Here is a 16,255-nt window from a genome sequence, read left to right on the forward strand (position 1 = left end):
CTTAAATTATGCAGCTTTAGCAAAACCTTTACGCACCTGTGAACCCCAGCCAGAATTTACTCTAAACAACTTTTTGTAATTACCCCGCACTGCGGAAAAAACCAATATTGGATGAAATGTTACGGGTTCTATTATTGCACAAAAAAGCAACAATAATATGTCCTTTGTTTTTTTGTATTCATTATAGGTAAAGACATCCCAGAGTATAGCATAAAAAGAAAAGGTTATCGAAAAAACGTAAATAGCAGCGGTCAAGGCAATGAAGAAATCCCAATTTATAATACCCAAATACCAGAAATAAATAATGGTAAAAAAGCCAAAAAATTCTAATAAAGGAGCTAACCACTCATAAAAAAACCAGTAGGGATAACTTATTAAACCTAATCTACCAAACCTTGAATTAAAAAGCATGTCTTTGTGCTTATACAGTGTTTCTAGATTACCACGTGCCCAACGATCACGTTGGTTAACCAAAATCTTCAAGTCTTCAGGCACTTCGGTCCAACATAGTGAATCGGGAATATATTCTATGGTATAAGGTTCTTTGCGCTCATGCATATATCTTCGCATTCTAAAAACCATTTCCATATCCTCTCCAACAGTACCCGTATCATACCCGCCAATAGCAAGGGCGATTTCACGATCAAAAAAACCAAAAGCGCCAGATATTATTAATAGGCTGTCTATGCGGCCCCAGGCCATACGACCTATTAAAAATGAGCGTGTATATTCCAAAAGCTGAAAGCGTGCCAACCAACTTTTTGGGAGTCTTATTTCCTCTAAAGTACCACCTGATATTTTACATGAGTTTGCAACACGAATTACACCGCCAACAGCAATCACTCTCTTTTTAGTACGTTGCGAAAAAGCTTTCACTACATGTAATAGTGCATCTGGGCGCAGTAGACAATCTACATCGATACAGCCCACATACCTGCTTTCCGAAAGAAAAACACCCGTGTTTATAGCATCTGATTTTCCCCCATTTTCTTTATCTATTATTGTAAGCTTAGAAAAGGAAAGTTGTGTGGATTTATATATTCCTCGTATTGGTTTTGACTTCCAATTGGGATCAATCTCTTTTTCTATCTTCACCAGATCATAGGCTTCTATCATTTTTTGAAGCGTATCGTCTTTACTACCGTCATTAACGACCATAACTTCATAATTAACGTATTTAAGCGATAGTAAAGACCTTATATTTTCAACAATTGTTAGACTTTCATTGTACGCTGGAGCAATAATGGTTATACTCGGGGCAATTGGGGACGCCATTACTTTTGACAAGTCACCAAAGCTGTTTTTATTCTTATAATGAATAGAACTTCTAGTCGAGAAATAACCCATGAATACAAAAAGGCAGAACAGTATCGAACTGAACAGCAAGAAAATGAGGTCGATGTACTCTAGTACGATGTCAAATAAACTAGTGCTCATTTTCCTCTTTCTTATCTAGGTTCAAGAAAAACTCTTCCGAAATTTCAAAATCGAATAGGCTTTCTTCTTCTTTTTCTTCATTCTTTGAGGCATTTATACCAAACTCATCATACAAAAAACACAACTCTAGCGGTAGTTTATTATCGTTATTTAGAATAGTTTGTTGCTCTTCAATAATTGCGCTAACTTCATCATTTAATTGGGTTGTAGGTTCAATTAGAGTTGATTCTTTATTATCCGATGTCATGGAGACTTCTTCATTTTTTAGAACCGGAATAACATCTACATACTCAGAATTATCAGAAATCCTGTTTTCAATAGCAACGATCGCTTTTTTAGCAGATTTACTAATCCTTAATTCATTAGAATCAATTAAAGTTCTCAAAAAGAAGACCTCTTTTTCATCTCCAAGCGATTCCATTTCTTTAATTAAAATAAGCTTGGAGTCCAAATCCCAAGTTTTTTGGTAGAGCGGTAAAAAAACACTGGGTAACTCTATATCTTTTTCTAAACCTTTTGACTCAAGAACATTTTCTTCCAAGACAGTTACATCTTCTTCGGTATCGTTACTTTCTGAATATTCGTTCTCAAGTATTTTAACAACTGGGAAGTTTGTTTTTAAAAGTTGGAGCTTTTTAAATGCTTTAAAACGGAGTTCAGATTCGTCTTCCTTCTCCATAATCTCCTCCAATAACCCTATTTGCTTAACATCTGTAAGAGACTCAATGGTATCGATAAAAGTGTTTTTTTGCTCGAAAGTCATCATGGCATACTCCTCTTCAAGCTCATCTGAATTAGGTACTACATTTGGCAAATCATCGTCCTTTGATGATAAAAGACCTAGCTCGTTGTTCAATGATGCGTCCGTTTCTTGGTCCATGGAACCGAATTCGAAGGCTTCTTCTAGTTCACCAGTATTCAGTTCATCGTTTTCTTGTGACTGAACAATTATTTCTTTTTCAGGTAAAATATCTTTATTCTCGTTTGGTCGTTCAACCTTCAAATCCTGTACAATAGTTTCAGCAATTTCAATGTTCTCTATTGACTTTTCGTGTTTAGGCGAATCATCAACTTCATAAACATCGGTTTCCTCTGCGGTTTCTATTTCCAAATAATCTTCAGAAAGCGAAACTGTAGTTGTTTCATCTGAATGAATAATAGTAGGTTGTACTTTTTCTAAATCTACTTCTAGTTCTAAATCAGAAGGTTTGGTATTCTTAATATCTTTAGTAGGTAGAACGGTATCGGGTGAAATAATATTGATGGCACCACTTGCCTTGCTGCAAACCAAAAAGTTGGTCTCTTTAATGCTAACGCCATTTAAAAATGGAATGTCCGATGCATCGCCGAACAATGCAACAGCACTAAGGATTTGAATTTTAACTTCATCGGTACAGTCAAGAAAAACAGCCCTTAGAGTACTTTTAGCTTCCTTAAAATTAAAGTCTTTTATACACTGAATTGCTGCAAGCTTTATATGGTTGTTTTTGTGTTTAACCAATTCGATAATAGACGCAGCAGCGTCATTTTGATTGTAGTGTTTTATTAGCCTTAATGCAAATAGAACAACATCGGTATTCTCTGATATCAACCAAGATTTGAATCTAGGGGGTGAATAGTCTTTAAGGCCAGATAAGGCTTCTATCATCTTAAGCTGTTGCCATTCACTTATGGCATAGGTAGTAGAATCTAGAATAAATTCGATACCCTCATCACGAAGTTTTATGGTGGCAATCTCAGCTTGTTTTCTGATAGGGCCTCTCCTATCGTTAATAAACTTGGTTATTAGCTGATACGATTCACCTACCTGCATCTGGGTAAGCTCTAAAATACCTTGTGAAATTACTTGCCATCGCCAGCTTTTGAGCTTTGCGAAAGCATCATGGTGCAAGCCAAGTTCTCGATATAATTTGAAAAGTCTTTCCTCTGTAGTACCCGCAACATCTTTTTGAAGATCAAAAAGTATTTCCGCCAATATCTTTCTAAAAGTTTTATTACGAAGGTATTCTCTAATCTCGATTTTTAGATTGATATATTCCTTTTGATCGTCTTTTGAGTCTTGAGCAGAATGGAATAGAAAATTACTGATAATTGGTGCCAATTCAGCTCTTGTACTAGCTGTTTTCAAGGCTATTTTAGATAGTTTCGACTTGAAGAAAAAGATGAAACCAAAGTAAAGCACACCAAGGCCTATAAATAGAAAGGTGAAATTCCAAAGTATGCTTGTATCGACCGTGGGGGAACTAACAAGAAAAAGATTGTAATATGTAAATAATTCTATATTCAATTCACTCTACTTATTTCTCTAGATACCCTTACTAACAATTCCGAAGGGCTAACGGGTTTTGAAATAAAATCATTTGCGCCCATTTCAAAAGCACTCAGTACGTTCTCTTCGTTGGAAGCTGATGATATCAGGATTATTGGAATTGTAGATTTTAAATCATTTCTGATGTAATCTACCAATTCGATACCTGAAAAATAGGGCATCATGATATCGCTTACTATAATATCGGGCAAAGACTGGTTCAACCACTCTTTTACTTCTTTGCCATCATTCTTAAGTACTACTTCATATCCGCCCTTTTCGAGGCGATAGTTCAATAGCGATGCAAGCATAGCATCATCTTCTGCTAGTAGGATTTGTTTTTTCAATGGGACCGGGGGGTTATTTTGTTATTTTGATTTTATTCGTTCTATTTCCAAATCAATTAAGAGTTCTATATGTTCGTATTCTTTTAAAAATTCTTCATACAAAAAATTTAAATGCTTAATATCTCTATTCGATTTACAGACCAAGCTCATCTGCTCGCAAATTTCAATGAGACCATTCAGCTTTAACATACGTAAACCATTTTTGATTTTATGAGAAGTAAAGCCAACACCATCAAAATCATCATTTAATAGATGGATTTTGGTTTTGCCTATAAATTCTATAATATTTCTTTTAAAAAGAACTACCAACTCATTCAACAACGTTATTTGACCCATACAGTCTTCTAAAACAGCATCTAAGTTGAGTTCTTGGGTCGGCAAATCGGTCTTGTCCATTGGCTCCATGATTTCGATTTTAGTTTCTCGTTCCGTCATCTTTTTATTTTTGCTGTTAATAATTTTTTCGAGTAAATTATCTGGTCTAAATGGCTTTAGAATGAAATCATTTATTCCTAATAGTTCAAATTGTTCTTTATCAGATTTGCTGAAATCTGCAGATAAAGCAATTATTGGTATATTCTTTATGTCTTTTTTTGTATTATTACGTATCGCCTTCGTAATATCGAAACCACTCATGCCCGGCATTCTTAGGTCCATAAGTACAACATCTACTTTATGATTGTTTAGAATTTTCAATCCGTAAAGGCCATTGTCGGTAACTACAGTTTTACAACCCCAATTTTCTAAACGACTTGTGATTAGTTTTTGGTTCAAGAGATTATCTTCAAAAACTATGATGGTCATGCCTTCTAATGGCTTGCCAGATTTTAGACTAGATTCTTTACTTTTCTTGAGTCCAACACTTTTTTGTGCAGCTTTTTGATAAGGAATCTCCATTTTAAAAGTTGTCCCCACCCCAACCAAACTCGAAACAGCAATAGTACCCTTATGTTGCTCTACAATCTCTTTTACAATACTTAAGCCTAGTCCTGATCCACCATATTTTTGGTGAGTGTCTAGCTCGGCTTGTTGGTAAGATTCGAAAATTTTCTTTAGGTTTTCTTTAGCAATACCGATGCCTGTATCACTTATTTCAAAACCTAAACGAATTTCATGTTCATTTGAAGATATTAAACAAACATTAAAATCTATTGCTCCTTTTTCGACAAACTTTATTGCGTTGCCCAGTAAGTTCAATAGTACCTGAGAAAGTTTTGAAGGATCACCAATTATAACTTCGGGCACATTTCTATCAATATCAAGATTGAATTTTATCTTTTTATTTACAATCAGGGTTTGAGAAAGATAGCTCAGCTCATTAAGTAGATTTTTTAAATTAAATTCAATTGAAGCAAAATTCTCTTTACCGGCCGAGAGTTTGGAATAGTCAAGCAACTCATTGATAATGGTCAATAAATTATTAGAAGCCAGGCCAAGAGCATTAATCAGCTCCTGTTGCTTTTTAGTTAGCTTGGTCTCTTTTAAAAGGTCGATAAAACCAACGATTCCATTTAACGGGGTTCTTATCTCATGGCTTACATTCGCAATGAGGGAGCTTTCGGTTGCCGCTTTTACTTTTTTGGGTGGTTTATTCGGGTCAACTATAACCGTTTCAGTTTTATTCTCGCCAAAAACCTTGTTTTCTAATCCATTTTTGAAAGTTTCAAAAGATTTTTTAAGGTCCGAGGCCTCTGAAGCACTAAGTTCAGCGAATGAAAACTGATTAAGACCGTCTTCAATTTCTGAAAGTTGGGTTAGTAATTTTCTTGTATTCACAATGGACTTTTTAGTCAACTTTAATATCGGTTGCCCGAAAAATGGGTAACAATCTGGTTTTTATAATTTTAAAGCTCCCCATTTCATGCACCCTGAGCAATTAATTGTTATCTAGGCTAGATATTCTGTTGTCAAAATGCTTTATTTGTAGGTATAAATTTTTGGAAATGAAAAAACTTGGAATTTTATTGGGCGTATTCTTACTATTTGCTTGTGCTGAAGGAGAAAAAACCAAAGTTGAAACTATGGATGAAAAAGCGCAAAGAATACATGAAAAAGTGATTACGATTGACACTCATGATGATATCAACGTAAAGAACTTTACAGATTCAATAAACTACACACAACGCCTTGATAATCAGGTAAATTTACCCAAGATGAAAGAAGGTGGTCTTGATGTAGCTTGGTTTATTGTTTATACCGGACAAGATTCTCTAAATTCCGAAGGGTATGCAAAGGCCTCAGCAAATGCAATCTCAAAGTTTGATGCAATTCACAGGCTTTGTACTGATTACGCGCCAAATGACATTGAGCTTGCCCTAACATCTGCTGATGTTCGCCGTATTCAAAAATCAGGTAAAAAAGTAGCAATGATTGGAGTTGAAAATGCCTACCCTATTGGTGAGGACCTGTCAAAATTTGAAGAATATCATAAACGTGGTGCCAGATATATTTCATTATCGCACAATGGACACAGCCAATTTTGTGATTCCAATACGGGTGAAAAGGATAGTGTTTGGTTACATAATGGTTTAAGTGAATTAGGGCAAAGTGCTGTAAAAGAAATGAATAGACTTGGAATAATGATTGATATTTCCCATCCCTCAAAAGAGTCTATGAAGCAAATGGTTGCACTTTCAAAAGCACCTATAATCGCTTCGCATTCATCGGCAAGAGCGCTTTGTGATCATAGTAGAAACCTCGATGATGAACAGCTAAAATTATTGAAAGAAAACCGAGGGGTGGTACAAACGGTCGCCTTCAGCTCTTACTTAAATACGGAAAAGCATGAAGCACGTGCTGCTTACATGAAAGAAGTCTATCAATCGGTAGCAGATTCTTTAAGATTGAATTGGTATGATAGATCTCAGTTTGCTTCTCTTTCCGATGCTGAAAAGGGAGAATTCATGGAAAATTACCCGAAAATCATGAAAATTGGTAAAGACCTGGTAAAAATAAAAACCGATGCTCCAGCCGCAGTAAACGTTGCAGATTTTGTAAACCATATTGATTACATGGTAAATTTGATAGGTATCGACCATGTAGGTATAAGTTCTGATTTTGATGGCGGTGGTGGTATTGATGGTTGGTCAGATGCATCAGAGACACTCAATGTCACAACCGAACTGGTAAAACGTGGTTATTCTGAGGAAGAAATAGATAAGCTATGGGGAGGGAATTTATTGCGTGTACTTGATGAGGTGCAGGCCATAGCCAAAGAACTACAAGCCAACTAGGCTTCCTCTTCTTTTTTAGCCAAACGGTCTTTTACAAATTCGATTTTGGTTTTGCCATGTGGCTTTGGTTTGCCATCATCATCTAAATTGACCATGATAATGTTGTCGACGGTGACAATCGTTTCTTGTGTCATTTTATTACGTACCTCACAGTTCAGGTTTAAGGAGCTTTTGCCAAATTTTACGGCCTCTACCCCTATTTCAATAATATCTCCCTTAACTGCTGTGCTCATAAAATTGATTTCTGACATGTATTTGGTGACCACCTTTTTATTTTCAAGCTGAATGATACTATAAAGGGCAGCTTCCTCATCAATCCAAGCCAATACCCTTCCACCGAACAAGGTGCCATTGGCATTTAAGTCTTCGGGTTTTACCCATTTTCGTGAATGAAATCGCATAGTATGATAGTTAGAATTCAAGCACAAAATTAAGTAAGAAGTTGTGACTACAGTAGATTGATTTGCTCTCCACCTAAAGTTTTGGGGATAATCAAATTTGTTCCCAATTTTTTGTTCAAATTGTCAATAAAGTATGCTGATAAAAGTGGAGATTCCAATTCCATATTTTGGTGTACAAAGAAATGGACATTATTCAGGCCCATTTTTTTCCACTCCTCTAATTTACTTACCCAATCAATCAATCTTGGATAGTCACTCTCATGATTTGCCCCTACATAACGTATAAAGGCTTCGTTGGTAGTCAAGCGCATATGCATAATATCTCTTCTGCCGGCTGTATCCACCAGAACATTGGCAATATTATTCTCTTGAAGCAGGTGAAACAGTTCATTGGCAACTTTTTCGTCATTGAACCAATCTGTATGCCTAAACTCCATGGCCAAGGGAAACTCTTTTGGCCAGTATTCTACAAAGCGTACTACCCTATCCCAGTTCTTGGGCCCAAAGTTGTTGTGCATTTGTAGAAAAATGGTACCCAGTTTTTCCTTTAACAAAGACGTAACCTCTAAATATCGATCTGCAATGGCATATACCTTATCGTTCATTCTTCGTAAATGACTCACTTCATTGGTCATTTTCGGAAAAAATTTGAATCCCGCCGGGGTTTTGTCATACCACTTCTGATAAGTTTCCGCTGGAAAAATTCTATAGAAAGTAGCATTCAATTCAATGGAATTGAATTGTGTAGAATAGTAGCTTAATTCATCTTTTGTGCCTCGAGGGTAGAAATTTTTTAAATCTTGTTTATTCCATTTGGCACAGCCCACAAAAACTTTAACCGGGTCATCGATTCTTGATTTACCCAATAACACCTCGGTATCGGGGTGCGTTTTAGGCATTGAAAAGTCTATCAATTCAGGTGTTTCCGTTTTACCGAACTTCATAAGTGTAAGATATTTAAAGGACTCTAAAAATACATATTTTAATAGCTTATGGCCATATGCATCATGTTTATAAGAAAGTTAACAACTAAACAAATTGCTATACAGCTTTCAAAAGGCATATACTACCTTTATAAAAACTATCAATATGAGCGATAGGTCTAATGATTTACTACATATCCGTCCCGATATTAAATCTACCCAAATACATCCAAACATGAGTCTAGGCGAACGTTTTCAAAACGAAACCCTGCGACCGATCTTAAAGTTTCAAAACAGCTTACTCTTAGCATTATTCAAGAATTATATCAGAAAGCATAAGAACACATTTTACGAACTATCTCTTGAGAAAAGACTGCAATACATAGAAAATGCCATTCAAAAAGATGTAAAGTTTAGAAACTCCTTAAAAGGCCTAATCATAGGGTTATTTACAGTCGATGAGTATAATACCTATATTCAAGATTCTTCCGCACTTAACAAACGGATGATGAATATGGTGGTGGAACGTCTTAAAGACCAAGTACAATTATTAGATGACCCTGTGCTAAGCTATTAACGATTCCCCATTTAAATTTGTGGTCAAAATTGAACTCATCAAGTCAAAATACGGTCGAATCGCTTGAAAAGAATGGTCTACTTGATTAATAAAATCTTTAGAAAGTACTTCTTTATCCGTAAAAATTTTGGTGAATATAAACTGCTTGTGACGAATCAGGTCAATATCCTTATGTTCTTTATCAAAGCCTTTGGGCGCTGTTTTTAGGGCATCGCCCTGAAGCATTCCCCAAACCTTTTTAAACTCGGAATCTTCCAGAATTGCCCTAAATTCTGATGCATCGAGTTCCAGTTCTTTTCTAATACGCATCAAATCTTCCTTATTCGGATCCCAAAACCCTGCAGCCATAAAAGTTTCTCCTGGTTTTATCCGCAGATAATAACCACCTCTGCGTTCTAGCCCCATTCTCGAAAAAAAGCCTGCAAAGTGGGCCTTGTACGGGGTTTTGTCTTTAGAAAACCGGACATCCCTATAAATACGGAATACTTTTAATTTTTCTATCTGGTCATGCTGGTTCAATCGCTGCATAACCGCATTATAAAAAGCTTTCACATCAGCTTCGTGGCCCTTAAAGGCTTCTTTATTGGTGGTGAACCACTCTCGATTATTATTCTTGGCCAACTTTTTTAAAAAGTCTAGTGAAGCTTTGCTAATTATTTCAACCGACATATCACAAACTGCTGTTATTTTATGCTAAAGTTAACCATTTCTAAGCTTGTCATTTTTTAAGAATGGCTAATTTTGACTGCTGTAGTACCTAATAAATTAAAATGGATAAACAACTAATTATTGATCAACTTAAGGCACATAAAAAATTACCCTACTTAGACTATAGATTAAAAAGAAACACAGAGACTTTTACCGATACCCTTTTCTATACCCTATTTGATATCAATACCGATGTAGAAACGCATTTAGAAAAACTGGAAGAACAGTTCGATGCATTGGTAAACCTGGCCTGCTGGGAAACCGCGAAGCCTTGCCATAAAATTTGGGAAAACTATGTGGCGGAGCTACCAATCATTCTAAAAAAATTGAATTTGGACGCGGAAGCCATACTTAGCTGCGACCCAGCTTCACTTTCCATTCAAGAAGTGTATATGGCCTACCCAGGTTTTTATGCCATAGCAATCTACAGATTGGCGAATGTATTGTACAATCAAGGTTTTCCATTGGTTCCGCGTTTGATGACCGAATATGCCCACAGACAGACCGGGGTCGATATCAACCCAGGAGCTACGATTGGCGAATCATTTTTTATCGACCATGCCACAGGAGTTGTCATTGGCGAGACTGCGGTCATCAAGAATCACGTGAAAATTTACCAAGGGGTTACATTGGGTGCTTTATTTGTGAACAAGTCACTGCAAAAAACAAAACGACATCCAACCATAGAATCAAACGTCACTATATATGCCAATGCTACCATACTTGGTGGAGAAACTGTGATAGGAGAAAATTCCATTATTGGCGGAAATGCATGGCTTACGGAATCCGTACCGGCAAATTCTACTGTTTTTCATACCCCTGAGATTAAAATAAAGACCAAATAAAATGGCTAAAAACATTTTAGATTTAATAGGAAATACCCCTTTGGTAAAGTCAAGGGTTTTAAATACCAACCCGAATGTGGACCTATACTTTAAGTTGGAAGGCCACAACCCAGGAGGAAGCGTAAAAGATCGGCCTGCACTTTATATGATTAAAAACGGATTGGAACGAGGCGATTTCACCACGACATCTAAACTCATTGAAGCCACAAGCGGTAATACCGGTATCGGATTGGCCATGGTGGCCGGTGTTTACGGTTTGAACATTGAATTGGTGATGCCCGAAAACTCCACTGTTGAGCGTATACAAACCATGCGGGCCTATGGTGCCAAGGTTACCTTGACCCCTGCCGATATTGGTATTGAAGGTGCACGCGATTATGCTGAAAATAAAGTAGCAAATGAAGGGTATATCATGCTTAATCAGTTTGGGAATTCGGACAATTGGAAAGCACATTATACTACCACAGGGCCAGAAATTTGGAAGGATACCGATAAAAAAATTACGCATTTTGTCTCCAGTATGGGGACTACGGGGACCATTACGGGCACTTCTACCTTTTTGAAAGCGCAAAATGTCGATGTTAAAATTATAGGTGTACAGCCTGAAGAAGGTTCACGTATACCCGGCATACGCAAGTGGTCACCAGACTATGTCCCAAGTATTTATGACTCTACAAAGGTGGATGATATTCTATATGTGAATCAAGAAGAAGCTGCCGCAATGGCAAAGCGATTGGCCAAAGAAGAAGGTATTTTTTCGGGTATGAGCAGTGGTGGCGCGGCTACAGTGGCGTTGCGAATGGCAAAACAAATAAAAGAAGGTACTATTGTTTCTATTGTCTGTGATCGTGGTGATCGGTACTTATCTTCTGACCTGTTTGATTAAGATACTGTTAAAAACTTCTCTAAAATACGGTTTACAAAGACTTGAAATAGCTTCTAAAAAAAACCGAACTTCGTTATCCATCACTAAATGGAATTGAAACTCCACTTAGTTAAACGTTACAGGTCATTTAAACAAATCAATGATAAAAAGCCAAGCAATCAACATTATTATTTTTATGCTCATCTTATTTTCCTGCAAGGAGATAAAATATGAAACGGATATTGGACCTAAAGGGGAAAAAAGTAGTTTTCTAAAGGAGACGACCAATCCAGTTATTGAGTCGTTCATAAATAAAATGATTAGTGAAGAGCATTTCAAAGGCGTTGTACTAGTTGCGAATAATGACAAAATAATTCATGCAAAAGGATATGGACTCGCTCAAGATTCGATTAGAAATACAATTGACACTAAATTTCATGTAGCATCAATTACCAAACAGTTTACCGCAACTGCAATAATGCAACTAACGGAAAAAAATAAATTAAACTTGCAAGAATCTATAAATGCTTTTCTACCTGAACATTATCGCTCTGACAAATGGAAAAGTGTAACTATTCATCATCTTTTAACTCACACAAGTGGTATTGAAGACTATGCTGTTACAAGAGATTACTACCAAGTGGAAAAAGGGTTTTGCTTGGGCAATACTGTTGACGGAATGATTAAGGAAGCAATGACCAAAGAACTAAATTTTCCTTCAGGTTCTAAATTCACATACTCTAACATTGGTTTTACCTTACTTGGACAAATTATTGAAAATACAACTGGAAAGCCTTTTTCTATTTACCTAAAAGAAAATGTACTTCTACCGCAAGAAATGTATTCTTCATTTATTCATACAACCGATTATTCAATCTCAAGCAATGAGGCTGTCGGATATAGATGGAGTGATGAGTTGGGAAAACACATTTTGGATGATGTTGTCAGCCTTCCTGTTACGCAAGCTGACGGAAATTTGGTAACAACATTAAACGATTTCTACAAATGGACTGATATTTATGTTAAACCTAAAAATAAAATCCTAAAAGATGCTTCTCTAAAAAAGATGCTAACACCTTTTAGTAAAGATGATGAATTAGGACCTGATGATTTATCTCAAATGTATGGTTACGGAATAAGTTTGAATGAAGGTACAATTTGTCATTCAGGTTACATCGTCGGATTTAGAAGTCATTTTATAGTGAATCCGATAAATGACATCCGAATATTTGTTTTTAGTAACAATGTTTCAAATAATCCACGTAATGTTTCAACTGGAATTTATAAGATAATGAATAATACAAATAACGACCTGTAACAAGTGATATGAGATCAGACTTGCTATCGCTGCGTCCGCTCCATATCACAGAACCGTAACGAAACCTCTATTCCAAGGCAGCATCAATATTAGCAGTATAGGCTTTAAAATTTATCAAATCGTTATGCCCACCACCTTCGATGGTTATAAATTCTTTTTTACTAGTAGCAAGGCTAAATAATTTTTTACCAGATTCATAAGGCACCACAGCGTCTTCCGTACCATGAAAGATGCTCACGGGGCAGCTTACCTTGGTAATGTATTTGTTCGATTCAAATTTGTATTTCAACAACCATGTTACAGGTAACACAGGAAAACGTTTTTTAGCTACCTCCAATAAATTATAAAATGGGGTTTCCAAGACCAATTTCTTGGGCTTGTTTTTAGATGCCGTATGGGTCGCTATAGAACAGCCGAGGGAACGCCCATAAACAATAAGATTGTTTTCATTATAATTTTCCAAGGCATAATCATAAAACAGTTGCGCGTCTTTGAATAAGACCGCTTCGCTCAGCTTGCCCGTGCTTTTGCCATAAGTTCTATAATCCATGACAAGAACGTCGTACTCTTTTTGGGCAAAAAAGGTCGCTATTTCGCCCCAACGTGATAAATCGCCTGCATTACCATGAAAATAAAGAATAGCTCCTTTTGGGTTTTCACGTTTAAAATGGAGTCCGTTCAGTTTTGCGCCGTCCTCAGCCGTTAAAAAGAACTCTTCAAAGGGTTCCGAAAAGCTATAGACATAATCTTGGGGTAATTCTGAAGGTAGAAAAATAATTTTCTCTTGTAAAAAATAGAGCATAGCGGTCAATAAGAGATATAAGACTAAAAGAACGCGCCCAACGCGTTTAAACTTTGGCATTTGTTGGTTTTGATGAATGCTGAACGTGAATGCTAGAACCCACTAAATCTACTTTTCTAGGCCGTGAATTCACGATTTCCGTTAGCATTTGATGGTACGATTCAAATGTATTCAAATTCTTATGTCCGCCGCCAATAACCGTATGTAAGGTTGTGCTTTTAGGTTTGATACGCGATAGTTTTACACTAGTCTTGTAAGGAATTAATTTGTCGTCCGTACCATGTATGATGTGGATAGGACAATTTACATATTTTAACCACTTGTATGTCGGCATGGGGAATTTAATCAATAAGGACAAGGGCATAAAAGGAATAAACTTTTTCGCCACCTTGCTCAAACTATAGTATGGGGCATCTAAAATGAGCATTCTAGGATTGTTCATAGAAGCCAGTTTGGTCGCAAAACCAGAACCTAAAGACCTGCCATATAAAATGATGTATTTCTCAGAAACATTATCCTTTATTTTATTGTAAACGACCTGCATATCGCGTTTTACGGCCTTTTGGGTTCTACGGCCCGTACTTTTTCCGAAGCCTCGATAGTCAACCATGATAACATCATAACCATGCCGTGTGAAATCTACCGCAAACTTGCCCCAGCCTTTGATGCTTTTTGAATTTCCTTTTAAATAGAACACAACACCTTTTGGGTCTTTAGCCTTAAAACGAAGTCCATTGATGGTTGCACCATCCCTGGTTTCGATATTATACTCCTCTGTTTCTTGATTCTCGTAATAGAATTGAAAGTCTTTCGAAAGTTTCTCTGGTTTAAACAAAAAATAGTCCTGCAAAAAATATAACAGTATGCTGATAAGCACATAGACTATCAAAACAATACCTAAAATATAGATTACCTGTTGCACGACTATAATTTTCTTGAAAATACAAAAAACTAGAGTATCGGCATTAACCATAAAAAAAGAGCGCAATTTGCGCTCTTTTTTCTTATATCTAGTGACCTATTATTTGTCAGTGGCATCATCTATTTCATCTTCAACCTCTTCAACACCTTCTTCGATGTCATCTCCTACCTCTTCAATAGCATCTTTTGCTTTTTCTTCAGTAGTCTGTTCTCTGCAATTTACCAGTGTAAGTATTATAACAAATACCGATAAAATTTTTATTGCTGTATTTTTCATTTTTCTATTTTTTTAAATGAGTTCTTAATCAAGGTTAACATAAATAAAACTGTAAATATGATCGACAATGTCTTGGCCCATGTCGAAGCTTTCCCGAAGATTTCTCCATACCCGAGTACACCTGCTAAAATGGCAATTACTATAAACCGTATAGACTATCTAAACATATTACTAAATTTTAATTATTATTTCGAATCTTTTTGATTCATTTTTTCAAATGATTCTACCCTTAATTGAACCTTATTGCCATCATTTGTGGTAAAGACATAAGCCTTTTTTGAATTCATGGCTTCATCCATACTAATGGTCATGTTTTCTAAGATGGTAATATTCTCACCATCTTCTACGACCAACATTAAATCGTTTTTACTTGATAGCAATGTAAAATCTGTCTTTTCATCTGTTGTATAGCTGAATTTTATAATTTCATCATAATATTCATCGGCATCATTATCTATTTTTACCGTCTTTACTACCGCGGTGGGTGGTAAGATTCTATCTTGATTTACCTTGTTTCTATCTTTTTTATCTAGCATTACGGCCTGATTTCTTGTAGTCTCTATCAACACTGAATTTTTAATCAACTCTCCGTTTTGATAAAGCTTATAGGTTTTTTTCGTGGTTTCCTTTGCGACCCCTGCCTGATTGTTCTCTTGGGCTATAATCGTTGTACCAGTTAGTAGTGCGATTGATAATATTGTTGTTTTAAAAATTTTCATTTCTTTTTGTGTTTTTAGGTTAATAATCCTTTTTAAAATGGTTCTTATGAACTTACGGATGCTTTCAATTTCTCGTTTTTATTTTTGCTCCAAGCATTTAGCATCCAACTGCTTTTCTCCAATTCTCTAATATAGGCTCCTATCAAATCAACGGTACCTTCGTCGGCAATATCGTTTGCTTTTTTAAGCACTTTACTCATTTGTTTCAGCAGTATACCATGTGCAAACAAGGTTTCTTCTACCATCTTTTGGTCATTAAGGTCTGTACTACTTTCGTTGATAGCAGACTTTTCAATATAATCGGTCAAATTACTCATTGGATGGAAACGTAAGGTTAGTATACGTTCCGCTATTTCATCAATTTTTATTCTTGCATCGGTATATAAACTTTCAAACTTTTCATGCAAATCAAAAAAGTTTTCTCCCGTTATATTCCAATGGAAATTTCTCAGTTTTTGATAATACATATGATAATCGGCTAATAGTGTATTTAGCTCATTTACTACGGGTAATACCTTTTCTTCTTCTAAATTCAAATAATTCATTCTTAGGTGTTTTGTAACTCTAGGATAAT

At 36.0% G+C, this 16,255-nt stretch carries 18 protein-coding genes; 5 read left to right on the plus strand and 13 right to left on the minus strand.

The annotated features are described in order from the left end of the window. Positions 1-6: 6 nt before the first annotated feature. The 4 genes from ACFSQJ_RS01735 to ACFSQJ_RS01750 all read right to left on the minus strand — a co-directional run bounded on the left by ACFSQJ_RS01735 (position 7) and on the right by ACFSQJ_RS01750 (position 5,868). Positions 7-1,437 carry a glycosyltransferase family 2 protein gene (locus tag ACFSQJ_RS01735; protein ID WP_377765052.1) on the minus strand — a complete coding sequence of 477 codons (1,431 nt, stop codon included), beginning with the start codon at positions 1,435-1,437 and terminating at the stop codon, positions 7-9. Continuing rightward, on the minus strand, positions 1,427-3,565 hold the full coding sequence (locus ACFSQJ_RS01740) for a HEAT repeat domain-containing protein (protein ID WP_377765054.1): 2,139 nt from the start codon (positions 3,563-3,565) through the stop codon (positions 1,427-1,429). Before ACFSQJ_RS01740 ends, ACFSQJ_RS01735 begins: the two co-directional genes overlap by 11 nt. Before the next feature lie 155 nt (positions 3,566-3,720). Continuing rightward, on the minus strand, positions 3,721-4,092 hold the full coding sequence (locus tag ACFSQJ_RS01745) for a response regulator transcription factor (protein WP_377765055.1): 372 nt from the start codon (positions 4,090-4,092) through the stop codon (positions 3,721-3,723). A gap of 21 nt (positions 4,093-4,113) precedes the next feature. Next, a complete protein-coding gene (locus tag ACFSQJ_RS01750; protein ID WP_377765056.1) occupies positions 4,114-5,868 on the minus strand; it encodes an ATP-binding protein in 1,755 nt (584 codons plus the stop codon). Positions 5,869-6,035: 167 nt separating this feature from the next. Between ACFSQJ_RS01750 and ACFSQJ_RS01755 the strand changes: the two genes are divergently transcribed. Continuing rightward, positions 6,036-7,325, plus strand: a complete 1,290-nt coding sequence (locus ACFSQJ_RS01755) for a dipeptidase (RefSeq protein WP_377765058.1) — start codon at positions 6,036-6,038, stop codon at positions 7,323-7,325. Here ACFSQJ_RS01755 and ACFSQJ_RS01760 read toward each other — a convergent pair. Continuing rightward, the gene (locus tag ACFSQJ_RS01760; protein WP_377765059.1) at positions 7,322-7,726 is read right to left on the minus strand and encodes an acyl-CoA thioesterase; all 405 of its coding nucleotides are present in this window, start codon (positions 7,724-7,726) and stop codon (positions 7,322-7,324) included. The genes ACFSQJ_RS01755 and ACFSQJ_RS01760 overlap by 4 nt on opposite strands. A 47-nt stretch (positions 7,727-7,773) precedes the next feature. Further along, positions 7,774-8,670, minus strand: coding sequence for a DUF72 domain-containing protein (locus tag ACFSQJ_RS01765; RefSeq protein ID WP_377765061.1), 897 nt, complete (start codon positions 8,668-8,670; stop codon positions 7,774-7,776). 145 nt (positions 8,671-8,815) lie between these two features. Between ACFSQJ_RS01765 and ACFSQJ_RS01770 the strand changes: the two genes are divergently transcribed. Beyond that, entirely contained in the window at positions 8,816-9,226 is a 411-nt protein-coding gene (locus tag ACFSQJ_RS01770) for a glyoxalase (protein ID WP_377765062.1), read from the plus strand. Here the strand turns inward: ACFSQJ_RS01770 and ACFSQJ_RS01775 are convergent. Then, on the minus strand, positions 9,215-9,895 hold the full coding sequence (locus ACFSQJ_RS01775) for a DUF2461 domain-containing protein (protein WP_377765063.1): 681 nt from the start codon (positions 9,893-9,895) through the stop codon (positions 9,215-9,217). The two genes, ACFSQJ_RS01770 and ACFSQJ_RS01775, sit on opposite strands and share 12 nt — an antisense overlap. 101 nt (positions 9,896-9,996) lie before the next feature. On the opposite strand from ACFSQJ_RS01775, the gene epsC reads away from it, so the two are divergent. From epsC to ACFSQJ_RS01790, 3 genes are all read left to right on the plus strand, one after another. After that, positions 9,997-10,779, plus strand: a complete 783-nt coding sequence (gene epsC, locus ACFSQJ_RS01780) for a serine O-acetyltransferase EpsC (RefSeq protein ID WP_377765064.1) — start codon at positions 9,997-9,999, stop codon at positions 10,777-10,779. A 1-nt stretch (position 10,780) separates the two neighbouring features. Continuing rightward, the gene (gene cysM, locus ACFSQJ_RS01785) at positions 10,781-11,665 is read left to right on the plus strand and encodes a cysteine synthase CysM (protein ID WP_377765065.1); all 885 of its coding nucleotides are present in this window, start codon (positions 10,781-10,783) and stop codon (positions 11,663-11,665) included. A gap of 139 nt (positions 11,666-11,804) precedes the next feature. Then, positions 11,805-12,962: a serine hydrolase domain-containing protein gene (locus tag ACFSQJ_RS01790; protein WP_377765067.1), complete on the plus strand. Its 1,158-nt coding sequence runs from the start codon at positions 11,805-11,807 to the stop codon at positions 12,960-12,962. Between the two features lie 67 nt (positions 12,963-13,029). Here the strand turns inward: ACFSQJ_RS01790 and ACFSQJ_RS01795 are convergent, their stop codons facing one another. The 6 genes from ACFSQJ_RS01795 to ACFSQJ_RS01820 form a co-directional block, all read right to left on the minus strand. Next, a complete protein-coding gene (locus ACFSQJ_RS01795) occupies positions 13,030-13,824 on the minus strand; it encodes an alpha/beta hydrolase (protein WP_377765069.1) in 795 nt (264 codons plus the stop codon). Beyond that, complete coding sequence (locus ACFSQJ_RS01800) at positions 13,811-14,686, minus strand: alpha/beta hydrolase (RefSeq protein ID WP_377765070.1); 876 nt, start codon at positions 14,684-14,686, stop codon at positions 13,811-13,813. The genes ACFSQJ_RS01795 and ACFSQJ_RS01800 overlap by 14 nt, the downstream gene beginning before the upstream one ends. 99 nt (positions 14,687-14,785) lie before the next feature. Further along, positions 14,786-14,962, minus strand: coding sequence for a hypothetical protein (locus ACFSQJ_RS01805; protein WP_377765071.1), 177 nt, complete (start codon positions 14,960-14,962; stop codon positions 14,786-14,788). After that, entirely contained in the window at positions 14,959-15,114 is a 156-nt protein-coding gene (locus tag ACFSQJ_RS01810) for a DUF1328 family protein (protein ID WP_377765160.1), read from the minus strand. The genes ACFSQJ_RS01805 and ACFSQJ_RS01810 overlap by 4 nt, the downstream gene beginning before the upstream one ends. 33 nt (positions 15,115-15,147) lie before the next feature. Then, positions 15,148-15,681, minus strand: coding sequence for a hypothetical protein (locus tag ACFSQJ_RS01815; protein WP_377765073.1), 534 nt, complete (start codon positions 15,679-15,681; stop codon positions 15,148-15,150). Positions 15,682-15,725: 44 nt separating this feature from the next. Continuing rightward, positions 15,726-16,226: a Dps family protein gene (locus ACFSQJ_RS01820; RefSeq protein WP_377765074.1), complete on the minus strand. Its 501-nt coding sequence runs from the start codon at positions 16,224-16,226 to the stop codon at positions 15,726-15,728. Positions 16,227-16,255 lie beyond the last annotated feature (29 nt).

The sequence above is a fragment of the Croceitalea marina genome, from assembly GCF_042684265.1.
Lineage (GTDB): Bacteria > Bacteroidota > Bacteroidia > Flavobacteriales > Flavobacteriaceae > Croceitalea > Croceitalea marina.

Coding starts and splice junctions, on each gene's coding strand:
- ACFSQJ_RS01795 (WP_377765069.1), bottom strand. CDS start 13,824: ATGCCAAAGTTTAAACGCGTTGGGCGCGTTCTTTTAGTCTTATATCTC.
- ACFSQJ_RS01765 (WP_377765061.1), bottom strand. CDS start 8,670: ATGAAGTTCGGTAAAACGGAAACACCTGAATTGATAGACTTTTCAATG.
- epsC (WP_377765064.1), top strand. CDS start 9,997: ATGGATAAACAACTAATTATTGATCAACTTAAGGCACATAAAAAATTA.
- ACFSQJ_RS01790 (WP_377765067.1), top strand. CDS start 11,805: ATGATAAAAAGCCAAGCAATCAACATTATTATTTTTATGCTCATCTTA.
- ACFSQJ_RS01775 (WP_377765063.1), bottom strand. CDS start 9,895: ATGTCGGTTGAAATAATTAGCAAAGCTTCACTAGACTTTTTAAAAAAG.
- ACFSQJ_RS01735 (WP_377765052.1), bottom strand. CDS start 1,437: ATGAGCACTAGTTTATTTGACATCGTACTAGAGTACATCGACCTCATT.
- ACFSQJ_RS01805 (WP_377765071.1), bottom strand. CDS start 14,962: ATGAAAAATACAGCAATAAAAATTTTATCGGTATTTGTTATAATACTT.
- ACFSQJ_RS01770 (WP_377765062.1), top strand. CDS start 8,816: ATGAGCGATAGGTCTAATGATTTACTACATATCCGTCCCGATATTAAA.
- ACFSQJ_RS01815 (WP_377765073.1), bottom strand. CDS start 15,681: ATGAAAATTTTTAAAACAACAATATTATCAATCGCACTACTAACTGGT.
- ACFSQJ_RS01755 (WP_377765058.1), top strand. CDS start 6,036: ATGAAAAAACTTGGAATTTTATTGGGCGTATTCTTACTATTTGCTTGT.
- ACFSQJ_RS01820 (WP_377765074.1), bottom strand. CDS start 16,226: ATGAATTATTTGAATTTAGAAGAAGAAAAGGTATTACCCGTAGTAAAT.
- ACFSQJ_RS01760 (WP_377765059.1), bottom strand. CDS start 7,726: ATGCGATTTCATTCACGAAAATGGGTAAAACCCGAAGACTTAAATGCC.
- cysM (WP_377765065.1), top strand. CDS start 10,781: ATGGCTAAAAACATTTTAGATTTAATAGGAAATACCCCTTTGGTAAAG.